This is a genomic window from Sulfurospirillum diekertiae (genome assembly GCF_011769985.2).
Lineage (GTDB): Bacteria > Campylobacterota > Campylobacteria > Campylobacterales > Sulfurospirillaceae > Sulfurospirillum > Sulfurospirillum diekertiae.
In genome coordinates, this window is sequence record NZ_CP039734.2 from 2,184,651 (window position 1) to 2,204,505 (window position 19,855).

Here is a 19,855-nt window from a genome sequence, read left to right on the forward strand (position 1 = left end):
AGAACGATAATAAATTAAATTTTATATTTAAGGAATATTTTATGTTTCAGACCGTCCAAGCAAAACTGCTTTTTTTACTGGCGATTATTCTCATAGGTACTTTAGGGCTTAGTTATTTGCTGATGTCCAATGGAAATCATGCGCAAACAGCTGTGGCAAAAGTGCAGACCATCGGTAAACTTCCACGCTATACAGCAGAGCTTTTGATGTACTCTAGAGGCTATCAAATTTCATACAATCAAAAATTTATGGACGATTCCTATCAAGCCCAAACTAACCTCATTCAAGCCATTGATGACCTCAGACCTTTGCTCACCTCAGCCAAAGAAATTGAACTTTTGGATGTCATTCATAAAGGCGTCGAGGAGTTTAAAGCCTCTAGCACACCGCGCTTTGAAATGCTAAAAAAATACAAAGAGACAACAAACTCGCCTGAATTTCTGGCTACTGCAGAGGGCAAAAAATTTACAGAGCTGACCAACATCGGCAGAACTGCTTTCATTTCGATCTCAAAAAATTCCGATGAACTCTCTAAACTCATCGAACGCGATGCAGGCACCACGCTCAACAAGGCACAACATATGGGAATTGTCATGGCACTTCTCATTTTAGGGTTCACTACATTTCTGTTCAGATACATCGCCCTTAAAATTAAAAAATCCCTCACCAAAGCAGCGCAGGAGTGTGAGTACATTGGGCGTACGAAAGATTTGAGCCATTCGATTGAGATTATGGGAAATGATGAAATTGCTGACATTATGCGCACAATCAATGCTCTTTTTGATCACTTATGCATGGCGATTGATGATGCTAAACGCACCGCGATGGAAAATGCCGCTGTGGCAGAAGAGCTCTCTTCCACCTCCCTTCAAATCGGAAAACGTACCGAAGAGACAGACCAAGAAGTCGATCATGCGGTCAATACCACCAAGAAAGTTGCAAGTATTTTACATACCAGCGAAGAAAATGCTCAACATGCGGGCGTAGTGATGCAAAATGTTGCCCATGAACTCAATAATGCTTCAGAAGAAGTCCTTGCTGTCTCAAATGACCTTCAAACCGTTGTTGTCAATCAAACCGATCTATCCGCACGTTTAGAACAACTTGATCAAGAGGTTTCCCAAGTCCAACAAGTCCTTTTGGTGATCTCCGATATTGCAGAGCAAACCAATCTTTTGGCACTCAATGCCGCCATTGAAGCAGCACGTGCAGGGGAACAAGGGCGTGGATTTGCCGTTGTCGCTGACGAAGTGCGAAAACTCGCTGAACGTACTCAAAAAAGCCTTGTAGAGAGTAACTCTACCGTTGCAGTTATTACCCAATCCGTCAATACAACATCCGATCTTATGAAAAAGAATGCGAAAGAGATTCAGTCTCTTGGACACCGAGCAGAAAACACCCAACAATTGATGCTTAAAACCGTCAGTAGCATGAATGCAACCGCAAGCATTGCAGAAGGTTCTGCACACGAAGCCAAACAGGGAAGCAGTGAAGCTGCTGTTATGTTAGAGCGTGTTGCAACCATTCATAAACTCACCTCTACCAATGCCAGAAGCGTCGAAGAGATCGCAAGTGCAGCAGAACACCTCGCCAAACTTTCCACCAATCTCAGCCACGCACTCTCCGCCTTTAAAACAGCCTAAGCTAAAAAAACTCCCAAGTCCCTATTAGGGCCTTAGGAGTTTTTATGCACCTTTGATATAACGCGTCTTTTTAGCTTCTTTTATCTTGGTAATATCCACCAAAATAAAGCTGTCCACGCAGTTGGCAAACTCTTTGTCGATGTTAAAATCTAAAAATAAAATGCCACCCTCTTCGCACAGTTCGGTGTATTGTTTGTAAAGCGTTGGAACACTGAGATCCATCGAGGAAAGCTGCTCTTTAAGAACGGTAAAATCCTCTTTATAGTCATTGCCTTTAAAAAAGGCTTGCGCCTCTTCTTTTTCCGCTTTGCTCATAAAAAAACGATTGCGTGCACTCACCAACTCTTTGGGTGTTGAAAAATAGAGTGCATAAAAGGTCACAATAAGATTTTTGGCAATCTTGGGATAAACATCACTCAAACTCACAGGACCGTACATGTAACGAATATGCGGGTTTTGAAACAGATACGCTCCAATACCTTGCCAGAGGTAATCCAGCGCCCTACTTCCCCAATAACGCGGTTGCACGAAGCTTCGTCCTAGTTCAATGGAGTTATGTAAATAGGGCTCAAATTCAGGAGTAAACTCAAACAGAGTTTGTGAGTAAAAGCCATCTACACTAAAATATTCGCTAATAAAATTCGCCTCTCCAATGCGGTATGCTCCTACCACCTCAAGCTCTTCATCATCCCATAATACAATGTGTTTATAGTGTTTGTCAAAAAGGTCAACATCGCGTTTTCCACCCGTCCCCTCTTCCACTTTTCGAAACGTAAACTCTCTAAGTCGTCCAATTTCGCGCATCAAAATAGAGCCACTCTCGTATTCGTAGAGATAGATTTTTTTGCCATCGCTGGTTTGACCCAAAAGTGTTGACTTTTTAAGCTCAGAGCGAATTGCTTTGCGCTCTTCAGGATGGGCGATAGCGGTTTGTGTTGCAAAAATCCCTTTTTTACCTTTACTGATTTTATAGAGATGTTTTTTGAGCAAATTAATCAATGTATTTTCGCCGAGCTCTGACTTTTGAAGCGTTTTATAGGCAATCATTTCACCCACTTTGAAGTTGATCACTTTAGAGCGCTTTTTAAACATCTCACTGGCAAGCAAAATCATCGAAAGCTTTTTGTTAATCATCGAAATCGTATAAAATAGCGGTGAATTTTTAGCATCAATATAAATAGGCAAAATAGGCGAATTGCTCTTTTGTGCAAATTTGAGGAACCCTTTTTTCCATTTCGTATCTTTGATGCCAGTTGGATGCGCACGTGACACTTCACCTGAGGGAAAAACGATGAGCGCTTCATCATTTTCAAGCGCATCGTAGACTTTCTTGATTGACTCTTTTGCCGTAGCACCAGATATATTGTCGATGGGAATGAGCAAACTCTGTAAAGGCTCTATCTGCATTAAAACATCATTAGCAATCACTTTGACATCGCTACGTATCTCTTTGATGAGTGCAATGAGTGAAAGCGCATCCAATGCACCTAAGGGATGATTGGCAACAATGATCACACGACCAGAAGAAGGGATATTGGCTTTATCTTTATTAGAAACCGTGTAGCCAAAATTGAAATACTCCAAAACGGCTTCCACAAAGTCAAATCCACGATACGCTTCCCCATGAATAAGAAAGGTGTTAATCTCATCTTGATGCAAGAGTTTTTTCAGCAGATAAATCAGACAATTTTTCACAATTGTTGGATAATAGACAATACTAGGATACTTGAGGTGTAATGCTTTTTCAACATCAACCATGAATACTCCTTTACTTTTTTGGCATAGTATAAAAGGAGCTCATTACGATACGGTAACGAAGGAGAGCTTTTTATGTTACCATATTGTAATGATTTCCTATTAGAATGGGAGCAAATATTATAAGGAATACAAATGCTTCAAAAGTATGAAGAAAGACTCAGTGAAATCAAAAAAATGCTCTTGGGTTTAGGATCAGATATTATCATGGCAAGTGAAAAAGCACTGAGTGGCATGGAAAGTTTAGATGTGACTCGTTTTGAATCTGCTCGCACTTTACTCAAAAATGTGGAGACTCAAGCTAATGCGATTGATAATGAAATTGTTGTGACATTAGCGCTTTTTGGACCTGAAGCAAAAGACCTTCGTAAAATGGTTGCTTACCTTAAAATCACCAATGAACTTGTCAAAATTGCTGAAAATATCCGCAGTTTCAGTAAGCGTATGGCACTCCATCTTCAAGGCGATGTACCATTGATCTCACTACACGAATACTCAACACACCTTTGCAAAACCTCTGTTCAAGCCGTTACGTTAGCCCTTGGCACGATTGATATTGGCGATAAAGATACGCTTGAAGACACGTATCGAAAAGTCAAAGTGGAAGAGAGCAAAAGTGACGATCTTTACTCTATTTTGGAAAAAAATATCTTAAGTGACATTACAAAAACCATCGATCAATCCGCTGATTTTATTCAGATTTTAAGTACCATGCGCAAGTTAGAACGTATGGCAGATCGCAGTGTCAATATCGTCCAACTGATGATTTTTTCACGTGTGGGTGGAGAGATGAAAACCTATTAAAATTCTGCCACGCATGTGGCAAGCTTGAGTGCCTTAGCGGCCAGCGTAGCGTGTTGAGCTTTCCTAACATGCGTATAAAAATGTAAATTTCTGCCACGTACGTGGCAAGCTTTAGTGCCTTAGCGGCTAGCGTAGCGTGTTGAGCTTTGCCCAACGCGCGTGTTAAAGATCAGAGGGAAAATGAAACAGACTATTTTGATTATTGAAGATGAGGAAGATCTTTTAGAACTTTTAGAATATCATTTACAAAAAGAAGGCTATGAAACACTCGGTTTTTTAAGCAGTAAAAATGTTGAAAAGTGCCTTCAAGAAGAGCCCATCGACCTCCTCATCGTTGATCGAAATTTACCCGGAGTGGAAGGCAGTGAGTTTGTTGAGAGCCTACGCAAAAAAGGGTTCACACAAGCCGTTATTTTTGTCACAGCCAAAGACAGTGATACAAACATTGAAGAAGGTTTTGTGCGAGGAGGAGACGACTACGTTACTAAACCGTACAATATGAAAGAGCTTCTTTTACGCATCAAAGCGATTCTCTCTCGTACTGCACCCAAAAATGAAAAATCATTACTCTCTTACCGTGACCTCAGTCTCGATCTTGAAGCACACCGTTTACATGTAAACACCAAAGAGGTCGAACTCACCAAGCTTGAGTTTGACCTCTTACGCACCCTCATTGAAAACAAAAGTTCTGTTTTAAGCCGTGAATTTTTACTCGAGCATGTGTGGAAAAATGATGAATTTTTTCAAGATAAAACAGTCAATGTCGCCATCAATCGTCTCAAACAAAAGATAGATCCCACCAAAGAAAAAGAGTACATCAAGTCTATTTGGGGAGTAGGATACACTTTATGCTAATGCTCCACCAACACATTACACGAGCACTCCTTGCACTTTTTTTAACAACACTTTTGCTCTCAGGTGCGATTAGCTACTTCGCCATCAAAAGTGACAATATCGATCACTATCGCAACAACCTTGAATCCCATATCAATATTTTAGTACGTGAATTACCTCAAATGAACGACCTTGATAGTTTTGCAAAACGCTTTCGAGAGAGTACCGATATTCGTTTTACACTTATTAACGAAGAGGGTATGGTCGTTACCGACAGTGACCATGACAGCGAAACGATGGATAACCACTCGCATCGTGAAGAGATGATTAAAGCGGGCAAAGCCTCTTTTGGTTACTCTATCCGTTTCTCCGATACCATGAAAAGTAATTTTTTATACGTGGCACACCGCTTTAGTATGAATGATCATGTTTACTTTTTACGATTGGCAAAAAACATCGACACCATTATGCATAACTTCTATGCCTTATGGTTTAAAATCGCCATTATCTTTACCGTGACAATTCTAATGGGATTGTATGGGGCGTATCGTTTTAGTCAAAAAATTCGACAAGAGATCGATAACATTGTCGAAAACCTTCAGCAAATTGCTGACAAAGATTATAGAATTAAACTCTCTTCACACTTTAGTATGGAGTTTTTAGAAATTTCCAATTATCTCAAAAAGCTAGCCTCCAAACTGGAAAAAAGAGCCAAACAAAAACGAAAATACACCGCTAAGATCAAGCTGATTAGTCAACAACGTAGCGATGTTATCTCTGCCATTAGCCATGAGTTTAAAAACCCTATCGCTTCCATCATGGGATACGCGCAAACGCTTTTGGATGATCCCAATACCAATGCACAAATTAGAGAGCGCTTTTTAGGGAAAATTGTTCAAAATGGGCAGAAAATTTCCAATATGATCGACCGTTTAGCGCTAACAACCAAATTTGAAAATGGTGATTTTACAACCCAAAACACCACATTTGACCTAGTGAAGCTGACTCAAGAAATTGCACAGAGTTTTAGAGAAAAACAGCCTACCCGAACCATTCATACAGAACTTCCTGCAATGTATATGGTATCGGCAGATCGTACGATGATAGAGCTTGTCATCACTAACCTCATCGACAATGCCCTCAAATATTCTGAAGAAAGCATTACCCTTGTTCTTGAGAATGACGCTTTACATGTAAAAGATCAAGGCATGGGTATCAAAAGCGAAGAGATCGAAAAAGTGACTCAAAAATTCTACCGCTCGAATTCACACTCATGGGATAACTCCATGGGACTTGGACTTGCTCTTGTGAACTACATTCTTAAACTTCACAACACTACACTAGAGATACAAAGTAGCTTAGGTGTAGGATCTGATTTTTCGTTTAAATTACCTTCAAACTGATTTATTATAAGATAAACCCATCAATTTCGTCACTTTTGTTAAAGTTTTGGCCAGGTATCTGGCAAGCTTTAGCGTCCCAATGGCAAACGTAGCGTTGCAGGCTTTGCCTACAACGTGTATCAAAATAAAAAAGGGCTCAACATGTACAATATGGGTGAACCGCGCATCAAAATTGTTGCGATGCCAAAAGATACTAACCCCTCTGGTAATATCTTTGGAGGCTGGATTATGTCGCAAATGGACATTGCAGGAAGCCTTGCTGTACGCGATCTCAACGTTGGACGCGTAGTAACGGTTGCCGTACAATCTATGGAGTTTAGAGAAGCCGTTAAAGTAGGTGACGTTCTGAGTTGCTATGCTAAGATCATGAAGGTGGGGAAAACATCCCTTACCGTGCGTATTGAAGTCAATGCCGAACGCTCCATTGAAGGGGCACACCGTTGTTTACATGTAACGAGTGCCGTGATTACCTATGTCAACGTTTCGTCGGATGGTAAAAAAATGCCCATTCCTTATACCGATAACGAACTCATAGCGCTCGGTATTGAAGTAAACGCATAATGCGTTTACTTCTCAAGAACAAATTGACTCAGTGGGGTATCTGCGACCATTAAATCCTCGATTACCCCTTTACCCTCTAAAATTCTAAGCTTTGCTCTCACCGTTATTCCGCTATTTTGTCTTAAAACTTTTTCAGCTTTTGGTGCTAATTCCTCACGCATGTAAAAACGATCAAATGGTAATGAAAAAGAGACAAGTCTTGAGAGATCTTCTTTTTGAGTCATACCTTGATAGAGAGGATGAACATTCACTTCCAAAAAATTTCCACTCAGTGGCTTTGTAAAGCGTATCTCTTTGATGCTATCCTTTTGATCACTGTGTTCAAAAATGGCATACGCTTTAGAATGTTCTCTCATAGTCTCATCCTCAGCGAGAGGTGCTTTTGTAGCCGTATCAAAACGAAGTGTAACATAGCGTCCCCGAAATGGATCATACGGATCAAGTGGCGATACTTTCAAATAAAAGACTTCACCTTCTTTGAGAATGCGCTCATAACTCATAATCTGAAAAACAATGACGCCAAGTTGTACTACACACAGAAGCCCAAAACAAATCCACGAGAGGAGTTTCATATTTTTCATACGCTTGCCCTCAACTTTCGTCGTACAAAAGCATTGATCACTAAAAACAATACGCCTGTAACAATAAATGCCACACCTTTAGCTACCAAATCAAACTTAGCATCCATGAAATGAATCCAAACCGTTAATGCGATTAAAATCATCCCTTGATTGATCAGTCCTAAACGCCCCTCTTTGGCACCGCATACAATCATCCACGAAGCCCCCAAGAGTAAAGAAGCATTGATAAAGAGCATTGAAGCCAAAGCAGATACTTCGTGATGACTTTGAAGCTGTGTGTATATCAAGAAAATGACAGGGGTCAGTATGACAAGCACTTCGGCGGGAACCTTTTTAACCTTTTGTAAAAATAGCACTAACAGTGCTACAAAAAGCACGATTAGACTGATTGCCAGCCAACCCATCTGGCTAGGTGCTTGAATCATTGAATCCGCCCCATCCAGCCACATTCGTGCTCGAAATGAAACCTGAGTCAGTACCAAGAACAAAGCTCCAAATTTTCCGATGCGTTCAAAAGGACGTTGCCATGTTTTTTCACCATGCGAAAGATACAGCATTCCTGCCATGTAATACAGTGCAAAGAAAAGTGCAAAATAATTCACCATGCTACGTAAATGAGGCATAGCACGCGTTTGCGTTAAGATTTCAACAAGAAAAACAAGAAAAAGTGAGATCGCAAGTCCCCAACTAAGGAGCAAGGTACCATTGGCATTTTTTGCTGTTCTCAGTTGCCACACATAGTAGCCAAGCCAACAAAGCATAATTCCTAATAGTGCCCATGTGCTGAGAAAAGAGTCTGTATTCATTTCCAGCAATGTGCTTAAGTCACTTCGATGACTGATCCACACAACTGTCCACAAAAAGATCTGTAAAAAAGCGGCACCCGAAGAAGGAAGCAACCATGCAATACCAAAGGAGAGTAAGAGCCAAATACTCAGAAAATCAAACACCGTACCGCCCAAATGGTATGTCTGTCCAATGATCGCCAACGATGCGCCCATCATCAAAAACCAAAAAATGCCACTCCCTTCTAGTAACGCTGTGTTGTTTGGCTTGTAGCGCTTCACAAAAAAACTAAACGTTTGTGCTCCCACTAAAAGAACAATGGCGAACAGTGTACGCTCCAGATGTCCCAACGCATCCCAATTGTAGGCTAAAAGGGAGATAATGCCCAATCCTACAAGCGCAAATCCTAGCAGACTAAACGCGATACCTGAAGAGCGAGAAGACGTTTTTTCACCCACATAACGACGCAAAAGTACCTGTGCGCCTTCATCGGTAACAATACCCTCTTGAACCCAAGAAGGCAGCTCTTTCTCAAGCCATTGGTAAGTTTCTTTGCTCATAACTACCTTTACATGTAAAGATCAATCAACGATAAAAAGCTTAGCTCCACTTGGTGTATACGAACGATGTGCCATCGTCTCATCTGCCACTTCGTAACTCATACCCGCTTGAAGAACGTGAACTTCTCCATTTTTAAGCTCCGTATAAAGTTCACCCTCTAAACACAAAAGAATATGCCCTTTTTGACACCAGTGATCGGCTTTATACCCTGCGGTGTATTCAACCATACGCACGCGAATACTTCCGCACTGTTTCGTACGCCAAAAGGCACTTCCACTCTCTCCTTTGTGTTCCACTTTTTCAACATTTTCCCAATCGGTTGTGCCAAAAGGGATGTTGGTCATATTCACTTTACATCTCTTTTACAGCCATATTTTGCGGCATAAACTTCGCCAAATGCGTGCATAGAGTCAAGCACTTTTTTAAGCTCTAAACCGATAGGGCTAAGCGCATACTCCACACGAGGAGGCACTTCAGCAAAAACTGTTCGCTCAATAATATGATCGGCTTCTAACTCTTTAAGTTTTTGTGTCACTGTTTTTTGTGTCACTTGTGAAAAAGCTTCACAAATGTCTTTAAATCTTTTTTGTCCGCCTAATAATATATAAACGATAAATATTTTACTTTTGTCGTTTATAATGTCCAATGTCAATGCTACAGGGCATTGCAACTCTTTTACGTCTGTTGTTATCATTGTTGTCACCTCTTAATTTGTATTATACCATAATCACCATTTTTGTTCTTTACTTACTTTTTATTCTATAATAAACTTTAAGGTGTTAAGAGGTATATTTTTCTAAATTTTTAGGAGAGATACTATGAAAAAAACATTGATTATTTTTGCACACCCCAACATCACGGAGTCCAAAGTCAACAAAGCACTTCTTGAGAGCATCAAAAATGAGCCAAATATCACCGTACATGATCTTTATGCAACGTATAAAACCGTAGAGGCTATTGATGTTGCTAAAGAGCAAGCCCTTTTAGTCCAATATGATCGCATCATTTTCCAATTTCCACTCTACTGGTATAGCACTCCTGCTATGTTAAAAGAGTGGCAAGATAAAGTTTTGGGATATGGTTTTGCATATGGCCCAGAGGGTAGCAAACTGGCAGGAAAAGAGAGCAAAATCATTGTGAGTGTGGGTTCACCTGAGTACGCTTACCAAGCAGGTGCGTACAATAACTTTACGCTCAGTGAATACTTAAGACCGCTTTACTCAACCATTGTCTTTACAGGGATGGAATTTAAAGGGATTTTCGCATCTTATGGGGCGATGAAACTCACCGCAGAAGCGCTTGCAAAGGATGTTAAAACCTACCAAACCATCTTGCATACAGATGACTGGAGCACTTCCCTTTTCAAATTTTTAGCAGAGTAAACCAAAAGGGGCATGCCCCTTTTATGCCTCATCTTTGGGCAATACAATTGTGATAAACAGCCCACCTCGCTCATTGGTTGCATTGATGGAGCCTTGCATCGTCTGTTCAATAATCTGTTTGGACATATAAAGCCCTCCACCATTGCCACGTGTCGGATCTTTTGTGGTAAAAAATGGATCAAAAACATGAGGAAGTTGTTCATCCGTCACACCACCTCCATTGTCTGAAACTTCAATAATGACATAGTGCTCTTGCTCATACCCCTTAATGGTAATTTCACCATGAGCAATCTGCCGCTCAATAAGCGCCTCTTTTGCATTGTGAATCAGCACTAAAAGGACATGCCCCAGCTCTTTCTTAAAAGTATTCAGCGCAATCTCTTGCGGACAATCCACACAAAATAAAATATCTCGATTGGCAATGCCACCATCGTTCATCCGAATACTCTCTTCAATACATTTCGATACTGAAAACAGAACTTTTCCCGTGTCTGCTAAAAAGAAATCTTTAAAATCATCAATCGTTGATGACATACTTTGAATTAAACTTCTTAGTTTTACAATCTCGTCTTCAAGGTTTTGAGGCGTGAGTTTTTTCATTTGGCTATCAAGATAAATCTTGCTAATAACCACACTAATGGTATTAAGCGGCTGTCTCCATTGATGCGCGATATTGCCCAACATCTCTCCTAAGGCTGCCAGTTTAGCTTGTTGAAAGAGCATTCGATCTTTAAGTCTGCTGTTCGCAACTTCTTCATCGATCTTTTTTTCCAAGTTTTTATTGAGATATTCTAGCTCTTCTTTTGTATCAAAGGACTCGCACAGTGCTGTTGAAATAGCACCATATTCATTCTCTTTGAGCAAATATTTACGTAAAGGCTCTTTATTTTTAGCATTGAGCGCAACTGTGATGTCTCGCAAAGGAAAAGAGATAAATTTTGCAATCAAAAGGGCAAAAACGATCATCAAAATAACCGTATGCACAATGGTCAGCTTCAACTCTTTTTTACCATAGCGATCCAACACTTCACTCATTCGATTATGAATATGTAAATAGAGTGTGCCTACTTTCTCGCCTTGAATTCCACTTAAAGGAATTTCATGGACGGTGTTATAGTCATCGTCATTTTGAATTGCACTTAAACGTGCCTCTGCAATTCCATAGCCACTAAGCTCTTCCAAAAATGCTTCATCCCAATGCTTTACAATCAGAACAAACCCTTTCGCTAAAGAGTTTTGAGCAATAGTCTCATCAATACGATGAATCGGCGCAACATAGCATTCTATAATTCCTTGCTGCGGTACTTTGGCATAGAAGTGTAAGAGCCCCGCATTGGCAGTATCAAACACCGCAAAAGGGATAAGCGTTTCAATCGCCTCTAAAAAAGGTTTATTGGATTCGGAAAAGAGGATTTTTTTGTTCTGATCCAAGATATACATTCCATCGATACCAAATTGTACAATGCTTGCTCTAAGGTTATCTTCAGCCCATTGCGGATCTTTCGTATCGGTAAAATTGGCAAGGTCGTTCCACGCAGCATAATCAAGTGCTTGTTTTTTAAAAGAGTCTGATTTTAAAATTAAAAGTTGTTTGAACCCTTGAACGATCTCTTGGGCATTCTGCTTAGCCATTGCATTGACATTGTCGCGTTCATTCACCCAAATGAAAGCTTCAACACCAATAGCCACTAAAAAAGTTAACATTGTCAAGAAGAAAAAAGAGGACTTCACACTCATCGCGGCACTCCTTTTTAATATGCAAATAATGCATAACATGCTTTACATGTAAAGGGCGTCACCTACCTTTCGCGTAGGTCTCCCATCCTGCTTTTCGTAGCACACATGCAGGACATTCGCCACAACCATAGCCCCATGCATGCTTTTTATCGTGGACACCATTATAGCATGTATGTGACTCATCGATGACGAGTTCTAAGACACCCTCTTGGTGTGAAAGTTCAAAGGTTTCAGCTTTTGTGAGGTGCATAAGCGGGTAATGGAAAGTGATGTTGGCTTCGCTTCCAAGATTAAGGGCAAGTTCAAGCGCCTTTACAAAAGGCTCTCTACAATCAGGATACCCTGAATAATCGGTCTGATTGACTCCAATGATGATATGCTCAATACCTTGTTTTTGCGCAAATGCGTGCGCAAGTGTAAAAAAGATCGCGTTGCGATTGGGAACAAAGGAAGCAGGGAGATTGGTATGCGTTCTATGATGTGCGCCAATATCTTGCGTACCATCAATTAAAGCCGAATCATTCAGTTGTGAAAAGGCATCTAAGCTGAGCAGTGTATTTTTTACATGTAACGCTTTGGCGATCTTCTCAGCTTGCGCAATTTCCACGCGATGCTTTTGGCCATAATCAAACGTAATGCTTTCAACACTATCAAAACGATTCTTTGCCCAACCCAGACAAGTCGTACTGTCTTGTCCACCACTAAAGACCACTAATGCTTTGGAAGCAATTTTTCCCATTATTCCACTCCTAAAAACTTGTGCAACTGCACACTCAAGATAAATTGTGGATGTTCTTTGACAAACTCCACACAAAAAGCAACATTTTCTTTGTTGGGTCGATCCATCTCATTTTGAGGCTGAATGAAGATGGGTTTGTAGCTTGAAAATTCAAGTATTTTTTCAACTGCAGACTCTTTGCTCACCACAAATTTAATCTCATCGTAGCCATATTTTTCAATTTTATCCCAATCTTTTGGGCTATAGGTCACCCAGTTAGCACTCGCAATGTTGGAAAAATTATAGCCATTCGTTTCGACAGAAACAGCATACATATACGCTTGCAAATAATCAATAAAACCATTAAGATTATAAATACTCGGCTCGCCACCTGTAATGATGACATTCATGGCAGGATAAGGCTTAATACGTGTTAACACCTCATCAAAACTAAGACTTTCATATTCTCCTTTGTGCAAGAACTCATCACAAAAGGAACAGGTGAGATTGCACCCATACAGTCGAATAAAAATAGAAGGAACGCCCACATGTGCACCTTCTCCTTGAATAGAATAAAATATATCGACGACTTTTAGCATGCCACCCTTTTCCTTAATAATGTTTCAAAACATTATTATCTATTGTGTAACATTATAATATGAAATGGATTAGAAGATTATTTGAAAAAGTGCCTCTTGTTTTAAGATTAACAAGAGGCGTGTAGGTTTACATGTAAGCTTTTTAGTGATGTGATTTGATAATTAGAATGGTCATTCGGATGTTGATCATAATAAATTTTATCACTTGCCAAATCACACAGGTTCTTCTAAAAAGTGTAAACTTTGAAGGAATCGGTGTAAAAGCATTTTGTGAATACGGTGTTAATTTCATACTATTCTCCTTTGTTTTCATTTTTTGTCACGCCTTTAGAGCAAAGCTCTAAAGACTACGTTAACACTGAGTTTTGCTTGGCGCAATGCCCGTGCATCTTCGATGCTTTTAAGTTCTTATGGAACTTTGTCTCGCACTCAAAGCAAAGCTTCTCATGCTACGCTAACGCACTTTATTCTGGGATAATGGACCAAAAAGGTTTCATTTTGGCTTTCCAGATAAATGCATGGTGTAAAAGATGCTTAACCCAATGGGCAGCAAGACCAATTTCACCAAAAGTACCGCCAAAATCTCTACCATAATCAGGATATTTTTTATAATTCGGAATAATCGGATACATGGTCATCGCAACAGCGGTTCCTGAGAACAACCCTTTACCAGCACTCGCAACACACGCTGCACCCATTTCCGCCATACACGCGGTATGGGTTGGTGCACTCGCACCCCCTATCATATCAACGATGCTTGCAGCAACCGCTTTTCCCATCATCGCACTAGGCATTCCTGTTCGTGGAGGTGTTGGATTGATCGGTGTGCCATTAGGAGATTTCATCGGTTTAGAGATGATATGCGGTGGTGCAAAGGCAATACCTGCCGCAAAAATATTTTTATATTTAGGATTTTGACATGTTTTTGGCCAATCAGACGCATCCCATGTTTCATACGGAGCTGTTGCTTTTGAGTAATCCCCATCAACAAACATAAAACCACCCGCATTGAACATAGAAGAGGTAATGTCTTCTCCATTTTTATCGTATGCTTTCATACCAGCCCCTGCAAATGGAGGAATGAGCATAGAAAAGTCATACGTCTCTTCTTTCATTTCGCCTGCAAGATTTTCGTAATGGACTTTGTCTTTTTCAACTTTATTGACATGCGCTCTCGTGATCCATTTGACATCACGCTCGGCGTATAAAGATTCTGCAAAGACTTTGCCACTGGTGATGTAACCACCCATTTTAAGGTGCATACCGCCTACACCAAAGTCACCGAGTTCATATTCATTAGAGATATAAGTGATGGTCGCTTTGTCACGAACACCCTCAGCACGCAAGCGATGATCGACGTTAAACGTGTACTCAAACGCTGCACCTTGGCAGGTACACATTCCATGACCTGTACCAATCAAAATCTTTTTCTCTTCACCTTTTTTTAATGCTTCGATAATCTTTTCAAGCTCATCTGCGGCATGTTTAGCATGTGAAGCCGTACAAACGGAAACAGTAAAGCCATTGTCCGGTCCTAAACCTTCTGTTGCTGCAAAATTGAGCCGTGGTCCTGTGGCATTGATGAGATAATCATACGTGATTTCCTCTTTTTCGCCCTCTTTATTTGCACCAGTGTGTTCTATGGTAACAAAATTTTTACTATTTTCCACTGTGCCCTCAGGGTGAATAGTAAGTGCTTTTGCTTGAATATAGGTAATGCCCGCTTTTGCATAAATGGGTGCCAAATCAAACAGAACTTCCTCTTGATCCATTTGACCAACACCTACCCAAATGTTCGATGGAATCCAATTCCATTTGCTATTAGGGGTTACAACCACAACTTCATGAGTTCGATTGAGCCATTTTCGCGCAAACTGTGCGGCGGTATGCCCTGCAACACCACCACCCAAAATAACAACTTTAGCCATCAATTATCCTTATAAAAAATGTAAAACTTTTTGATTGTATAACAAGAAAAGATAAAATAAAATTGTACTATTACAAATCCGAAGTTATTTAAGGTTTAAAAAAGGTTTACTTTTTTTGACAGCTATATTTTGGTATCATTCCTAAGATATTTTTCGATGTAAAAGGGTATAACCAATGTTATGGCAAATCAGTAAAGAATTCGATTTTTGTTATGGGCACCGCGTTTGGTCACAAGAGCTGGATGCTGAATTTTCCCTCAGTGGGTGCTTAGCGTGCCGTCACTTGCATGGACATCAAGGCAAAATTATCGTTTTTTTACAAAGTAATGAACTCAAAAATGGTATGGTGACAGACTTTCATCATCTGAACTGGTTTAAACTCTTTTTAGACAATACCTTAGATCATAAATTCATCATTGACATTCACGACCCACTCTTTGCGACCTTATTGCCTCATTTTGCTGACAAACAGAATTTACTTTCCCATGAAAGTGGTTATAAAACACCCGATCTCTCTTTTATAGCGCATGAGCCAAATTATCTTGTAGAAATGTATGAGGGGTATATTATCGTTGATTTTGTGCCAACCAGTGAGAACATCTCAACGTGGCTGCTTCAAATCATTGCGAAAAAGATGAGTCGCTTGGGAGTGGAAGTCTCGCATGTAGAATTTTTAGAAACCCCAAAAAGCCGAAGTATCGTTTACAACCATTAGCGTTCTACCCGAACGCTGAACGTAGCCTCTAGAGCAAAGCTCTAAAGACTACGTTAACACTGGGTTTTCTTTGAAGTCAAGCCCGCGCACTTTCAGTGCTTTTAAGCCTTTGGATAGACCTTTTCGAGTTTTTTATAGAGCGCATCCACAGTGGGAGCAGACTCGCCATGAAGCAATGAAAGCATCACTTCGTTATCTTCTTTACCATTCCACACTTTGATGTAATGTCCCTCTTTGTAGCCATGATCTTGGCGGAATTGGTTAAGCACGTTTTTAGCCACATAGAATTTGTACAGCACTTTAAGGTTGATGCCACATTTTCTTGAAAGTGTAAAATACTCTTTCAACAGTCCATCAAAAAGATCCATTTCAAAACCTGTCGTATCGTGAATGATGCTCTCGATGTCATTGACCAGTTCCATTGGTACAGCCATACCGATAGAGAGTGGTTCTTTGGTAAATGCTTCAAATCCCTGAACATCCAACACATCTAAAACAAGTTGTTCAATATCGCCTCTGTTGTTCGTTTTATAATCTTCCAATAACAGGCTCATAATAAAATGCCAAATATCAACGATTTCAACGGTGACATTGTCCCAATCGGTCGGTTTATTAATGTTTTTCCAATGTTTCCAACTAAAACTATCAATGAGTTCCGCACACTCCATATAAATACATCGCTTCCAGTTAATCATGCGGTTATGTTTGGTATAGCCATTTTCCCAGCCAATACCATTGGTTTCGTCGTTCAGTTTTTGCTGTAACGCAAACATTTGCGTTAAATAATCTTTACTTGTCATTCTATTCCTTCGATCTTAAAAGGGTTTCATTATACTTTTTTGCGCCATAAAAGTCAAAATGGATTCACTGCCTTTGCGATATCCAAGCTCAAAACAAGCATCTATTTGTCTAAAAGTAAACAATCCAAAATCATTGAGTGTGGGATCGCTAATGCACAGATCACTCTGCTCTATCTGCTGTTTCGATGAAGCCAAAATGGAGAGATAAATAGCGCGCTCAAAACTGGAAAAAAAGTTACTTTTTTGCTTTACATGTAAAGGAAACAAATTAACACTCACCACAGGATAAGGAAGCTCTAAAAGTGGTGCTACAGGCAGGTTATCCATAAAACCACCATCAATAAGCGTGTAATTATCATAAGTGATGGGGCGAAAGATAGGAATGAGCGCGGAGCTTGCGATGGCAAGGTTAATTGTATTGCCATGGCTAAAGCGGACGATTTCGCCATGAGGGAGATCAACACATGTCATAAAAGTAGGAATGCTCATCTGCTCTAAACGCTCAATAGGGGCGATCTCTTTCAGAATAGCTGCTTTTTCATTGATGCGAAGAAGTCCCTTGCGAAAATAGTTAAAATGAAACACTTTGCGAAAGGCTCTGCTTTTAACGATACGCAACAGATCAAAAGCACTGACACCTGAACCCACACCGGCGGCAATCACCGAACCAATGCTACAGCCTGAAACAGCGGCTATCTCCACATTGTTTCGCTCCATTGCAGCAATGACACCCAGATGAAATGCCCCCCTTGCCGCACCGCCCGAAAGGGCTAAGGATATTTTCAATGTCCCAGCCATCGTATAATCCTAAATTCACCCTCTAAGGTTTCGACTATTGCGGTGCAAGACTCAACCCAATCGCCACAATTCAGGTACTTAATCCCCTCAATATCGCGAATCTCCGCCTTATGAATATGCCCGCAAATCACCCCATCGTAGTTATTGCGTTTGGCATGCTCGCTGAGAATATGCTCAAAATCGGTGATAAAAGAGATGGAGCTTTTGACATTGTCTTTGACGTATTTGGAGAGTGACCAGTGGCTGTGATAGCGCATTTTCTTGCGAAACCAACCAATAAGTTGGTTAACATTGAGCAAAAGGTCGTACCCCAAATCACCCAAGATGGCAAGCCACCGTTTGGTCATCGTAACCGAGTCAAAAAAGTCACCGTGCGTAATGAAAAATCGCTCGTTGTTGAGACTTGTATAATCCACTTCATCGACAACCGCGATGCGATCGCCCAACCCTAACGGCAAAAAGGAACGTAAAAAGTCATCGTGATTGCCGGTGATGTAAAAAACATTCGTCCCTTTTCGGGCTTTTCGTAAAATCTTTTGAATCACATCGGAGTGCGACTGTGCCCATTTGATTTTACGCTTAATCGCCCAACCATCGATCACGTCACCCACTAAATAGAGATTTTCACTGTTTGTAAATTTTAAAAAATCCAAAAGCTCCTCCGCTTGTGAGAAACGCGTTCCCAAGTGAAGGTCGGAGATAAAGATCGAGCGAAAGGCTATCGGGTCTTCATCCCCTGAAAATTCGTATTTGGTCATTTGTGTTTGTCGCCGTCCCCAAAAATATCATCCGCAAAGTGTGAGAACTTACCTCGTACCGATTTATCCAACTCTATCGCAAAGAGTGAGATGTGTGTCTGCTCTTTTTTGGTCTGTTTGAGCAGTGAGGTCAAACCGTTGTTAAAGCGGTTTAAGTACATGTTATCAATCTGTCGGTTTGAGCCAATCACAATCGCTTTACAGTTATTATCCAGACGGGACAAGATGAGCTGCGTGGTATTGTTGGAGCTGTTTTGCCACTCATCTAAAATCACAATGGCATTGGAAAGCGTTCGTCCTCTCGCCTCACCCGGCCAGAGTTTTTCGATATTGTACTTGGTGATCATCTCTTGTACTTTTTTCTCAATCGCCACTTGCGGTTCTTGGGAGTTGTCACGTTTTTTCATCTTCTTTTTAGCAATAAATTCCAATGTGTCATAGAGCGCCATATTGTAAATCCTAAACTTCTCATCATTGCCAGAGAGGTACCCGACATCCGCACCCTTGTCAACACTTTCAATGGAATTGCGCACATAGACGATCTTCTCGTAACTCCCTTTAGTGACCAAGCGCATCGCCGCAACAAAAGCCATCAAGGTTTTACCGCTACCTGCGCGTGCATCGATGACATGAATGTCGTACATATTGGAAAGCAGTGCTTTCATAAAAAATTTTTGTTTGAGGTTGATCGGTTTAATTTCCAAGCCTCTAAAGTCCAACTCTTCATTGAGCATATGAATAATGCCACCTGGAGAGATAATAGCATGTTCTGAATTGCCATCAGAACTGATAAATTCGTAGCAGTAGTTTCCACTTTTATATTCAGGGTCATACTCGCTGATCAGCTTTTTATCGAGTGTGTTGAAAAGGGCTGAATCAACAGGAAGCTGTTTAACAAACTCAAACTCTGGCACATCGCTTCGATCTTCTCTCAAAGACTCTACGGTGACATTGTAAAAAAGTCCAAACATACGCGCATACACATCTAATGAGAGAAAAATAACTTTATAATCAGGATAATACTCTTGAGCACCCGCAGCCACTTCAAGGATACGTTTGTCGTTAGATTCATTAATAAATTGCGAGTCTATATCGGACGTGTAGATCGTCTTGGAAAAAAGATGGATGGAAATATCTTCTTCGTACTGCATCTTGACAACGCGGAAGGGCTCCCCACTGTCCACTTCAATGACTTTACACGAAGCCAGCATCCTAGCAAAGCTTCTGGCTTGGTACCCAAGTTCTGTGAAGTTCTTTTTAAAATCTTCCAGCTCTATAAGCACCGTTTCTGGGATCACAATGATGTTGTTGCCGCCATCACACAACTCTTTGATAAAATTGGTATTGTGCAAGATAATATTGGTATCGAGCACATAAACTTTGTTGACTGACATCTGACTCCCTTTCATGCGATAATTCTATGCAAACATTATATCAACTTGGTAACAAAAGGGGTGTTGTTTTATTGAGCAAAAATTTTTACATGTAAAAC

General features: G+C 40.5%; 21 protein-coding genes. 7 read left to right on the plus strand and 14 right to left on the minus strand.

Features of this window, described 5'->3' with window-relative positions:
- The first annotated feature begins 41 nt into the window (after window positions 1-41).
- A complete protein-coding gene (locus FA584_RS11145; RefSeq protein WP_167749508.1) occupies window positions 42-1,643 on the plus strand; it encodes a methyl-accepting chemotaxis protein in 1,602 nt (533 codons plus the stop codon).
- Window positions 1,644-1,685: 42 nt separating this feature from the next.
- On the opposite strand, the gene olsF is transcribed toward FA584_RS11145, so the two are convergent.
- Window positions 1,686-3,401: a bifunctional ornithine lipid synthase OlsF gene (gene olsF, locus FA584_RS11150; RefSeq protein ID WP_167749509.1), complete on the minus strand. Its 1,716-nt coding sequence runs from the start codon at window positions 3,399-3,401 to the stop codon at window positions 1,686-1,688.
- 132 nt (window positions 3,402-3,533) lie between these two features.
- Here olsF and FA584_RS11155 point away from each other — a divergent pair, with 132 nt between their 5' ends.
- From FA584_RS11155 to FA584_RS11170, 4 genes are all read left to right on the plus strand, one after another.
- A complete protein-coding gene (locus FA584_RS11155; protein ID WP_087439297.1) occupies window positions 3,534-4,202 on the plus strand; it encodes a phosphate signaling complex PhoU family protein in 669 nt (222 codons plus the stop codon).
- Window positions 4,203-4,382: 180 nt separating this feature from the next.
- A complete protein-coding gene (locus FA584_RS11160) occupies window positions 4,383-5,057 on the plus strand; it encodes a response regulator transcription factor (RefSeq protein ID WP_087439298.1) in 675 nt (224 codons plus the stop codon).
- The gene (locus FA584_RS11165; protein ID WP_167749510.1) at window positions 5,051-6,439 is read left to right on the plus strand and encodes a sensor histidine kinase; all 1,389 of its coding nucleotides are present in this window, start codon (window positions 5,051-5,053) and stop codon (window positions 6,437-6,439) included. Before FA584_RS11160 ends, FA584_RS11165 begins: the two co-directional genes overlap by 7 nt.
- Window positions 6,440-6,580: 141 nt before the next feature.
- The gene (locus tag FA584_RS11170; RefSeq protein ID WP_087439299.1) at window positions 6,581-7,000 is read left to right on the plus strand and encodes an acyl-CoA thioesterase; all 420 of its coding nucleotides are present in this window, start codon (window positions 6,581-6,583) and stop codon (window positions 6,998-7,000) included.
- A gap of 5 nt (window positions 7,001-7,005) precedes the next feature.
- On the opposite strand, the gene FA584_RS11175 is transcribed toward FA584_RS11170, so the two are convergent.
- From FA584_RS11175 to FA584_RS11190, 4 genes are read right to left on the minus strand one after another with little or no spacing between them, the layout of a single operon-like run.
- On the minus strand, window positions 7,006-7,581 hold the full coding sequence (locus FA584_RS11175) for a GDYXXLXY domain-containing protein (RefSeq protein ID WP_167749511.1): 576 nt from the start codon (window positions 7,579-7,581) through the stop codon (window positions 7,006-7,008).
- Window positions 7,578-8,927 (minus strand): DUF2157 domain-containing protein, encoded by a 1,350-nt coding sequence (locus FA584_RS11180; RefSeq protein ID WP_167749512.1) that lies wholly within the window; start codon window positions 8,925-8,927, stop codon window positions 7,578-7,580. Before FA584_RS11180 ends, FA584_RS11175 begins: the two co-directional genes overlap by 4 nt.
- 21 nt (window positions 8,928-8,948) lie before the next feature.
- A complete protein-coding gene (locus tag FA584_RS11185) occupies window positions 8,949-9,272 on the minus strand; it encodes a DHCW motif cupin fold protein (protein WP_228448219.1) in 324 nt (107 codons plus the stop codon).
- A gap of 2 nt (window positions 9,273-9,274) precedes the next feature.
- Window positions 9,275-9,622 carry a winged helix-turn-helix transcriptional regulator gene (locus FA584_RS11190; protein ID WP_087439304.1) on the minus strand — a complete coding sequence of 116 codons (348 nt, stop codon included), beginning with the start codon at window positions 9,620-9,622 and terminating at the stop codon, window positions 9,275-9,277.
- Between the two features lie 124 nt (window positions 9,623-9,746).
- Between FA584_RS11190 and FA584_RS11195 the strand changes: the two genes are divergently transcribed.
- Window positions 9,747-10,310: an NAD(P)H-dependent oxidoreductase gene (locus FA584_RS11195; protein WP_096047308.1), complete on the plus strand. Its 564-nt coding sequence runs from the start codon at window positions 9,747-9,749 to the stop codon at window positions 10,308-10,310.
- A gap of 21 nt (window positions 10,311-10,331) precedes the next feature.
- Here the strand turns inward: FA584_RS11195 and FA584_RS11200 are convergent, their stop codons facing one another.
- The 5 genes from FA584_RS11200 to FA584_RS11220 form a co-directional block, all read right to left on the minus strand.
- On the minus strand, window positions 10,332-12,047 hold the full coding sequence (locus FA584_RS11200) for a sensor histidine kinase (RefSeq protein WP_167749513.1): 1,716 nt from the start codon (window positions 12,045-12,047) through the stop codon (window positions 10,332-10,334).
- A 58-nt stretch (window positions 12,048-12,105) separates the two neighbouring features.
- The gene (gene queC, locus FA584_RS11205; RefSeq protein WP_096047310.1) at window positions 12,106-12,786 is read right to left on the minus strand and encodes a 7-cyano-7-deazaguanine synthase QueC; all 681 of its coding nucleotides are present in this window, start codon (window positions 12,784-12,786) and stop codon (window positions 12,106-12,108) included.
- Window positions 12,786-13,364, minus strand: coding sequence for a 7-carboxy-7-deazaguanine synthase QueE (locus tag FA584_RS11210; protein ID WP_087439308.1), 579 nt, complete (start codon window positions 13,362-13,364; stop codon window positions 12,786-12,788). Before FA584_RS11210 ends, queC begins: the two co-directional genes overlap by 1 nt.
- A gap of 142 nt (window positions 13,365-13,506) precedes the next feature.
- A complete protein-coding gene (locus FA584_RS11215; RefSeq protein WP_162494884.1) occupies window positions 13,507-13,656 on the minus strand; it encodes a hypothetical protein in 150 nt (49 codons plus the stop codon).
- 172 nt (window positions 13,657-13,828) lie between these two features.
- On the minus strand, window positions 13,829-15,292 hold the full coding sequence (locus FA584_RS11220) for an NAD(P)/FAD-dependent oxidoreductase (protein ID WP_167749514.1): 1,464 nt from the start codon (window positions 15,290-15,292) through the stop codon (window positions 13,829-13,831).
- A gap of 175 nt (window positions 15,293-15,467) precedes the next feature.
- Between FA584_RS11220 and FA584_RS11225 the strand changes: the two genes are divergently transcribed.
- Complete coding sequence (locus FA584_RS11225) at window positions 15,468-16,007, plus strand: 6-carboxytetrahydropterin synthase (RefSeq protein ID WP_087439310.1); 540 nt, start codon at window positions 15,468-15,470, stop codon at window positions 16,005-16,007.
- A 101-nt stretch (window positions 16,008-16,108) separates the two neighbouring features.
- Here FA584_RS11225 and dut read toward each other — a convergent pair whose 3' ends face one another.
- From dut to FA584_RS11245, 4 genes are read right to left on the minus strand one after another with little or no spacing between them, the layout of a single operon-like run.
- On the minus strand, window positions 16,109-16,807 hold the full coding sequence (gene dut / locus FA584_RS11230; protein WP_087439311.1) for a dUTPase: 699 nt from the start codon (window positions 16,805-16,807) through the stop codon (window positions 16,109-16,111).
- A gap of 15 nt (window positions 16,808-16,822) precedes the next feature.
- A complete protein-coding gene (locus tag FA584_RS11235; RefSeq protein ID WP_096047311.1) occupies window positions 16,823-17,605 on the minus strand; it encodes a patatin-like phospholipase family protein in 783 nt (260 codons plus the stop codon).
- Window positions 17,590-18,363, minus strand: coding sequence for a UDP-2,3-diacylglucosamine diphosphatase (locus FA584_RS11240; RefSeq protein ID WP_096047312.1), 774 nt, complete (start codon window positions 18,361-18,363; stop codon window positions 17,590-17,592). Before FA584_RS11240 ends, FA584_RS11235 begins: the two co-directional genes overlap by 16 nt.
- Window positions 18,360-19,757: a PhoH family protein gene (locus FA584_RS11245; protein ID WP_096047313.1), complete on the minus strand. Its 1,398-nt coding sequence runs from the start codon at window positions 19,755-19,757 to the stop codon at window positions 18,360-18,362. The genes FA584_RS11240 and FA584_RS11245 overlap by 4 nt, the downstream gene beginning before the upstream one ends.
- Window positions 19,758-19,855 lie beyond the last annotated feature (98 nt).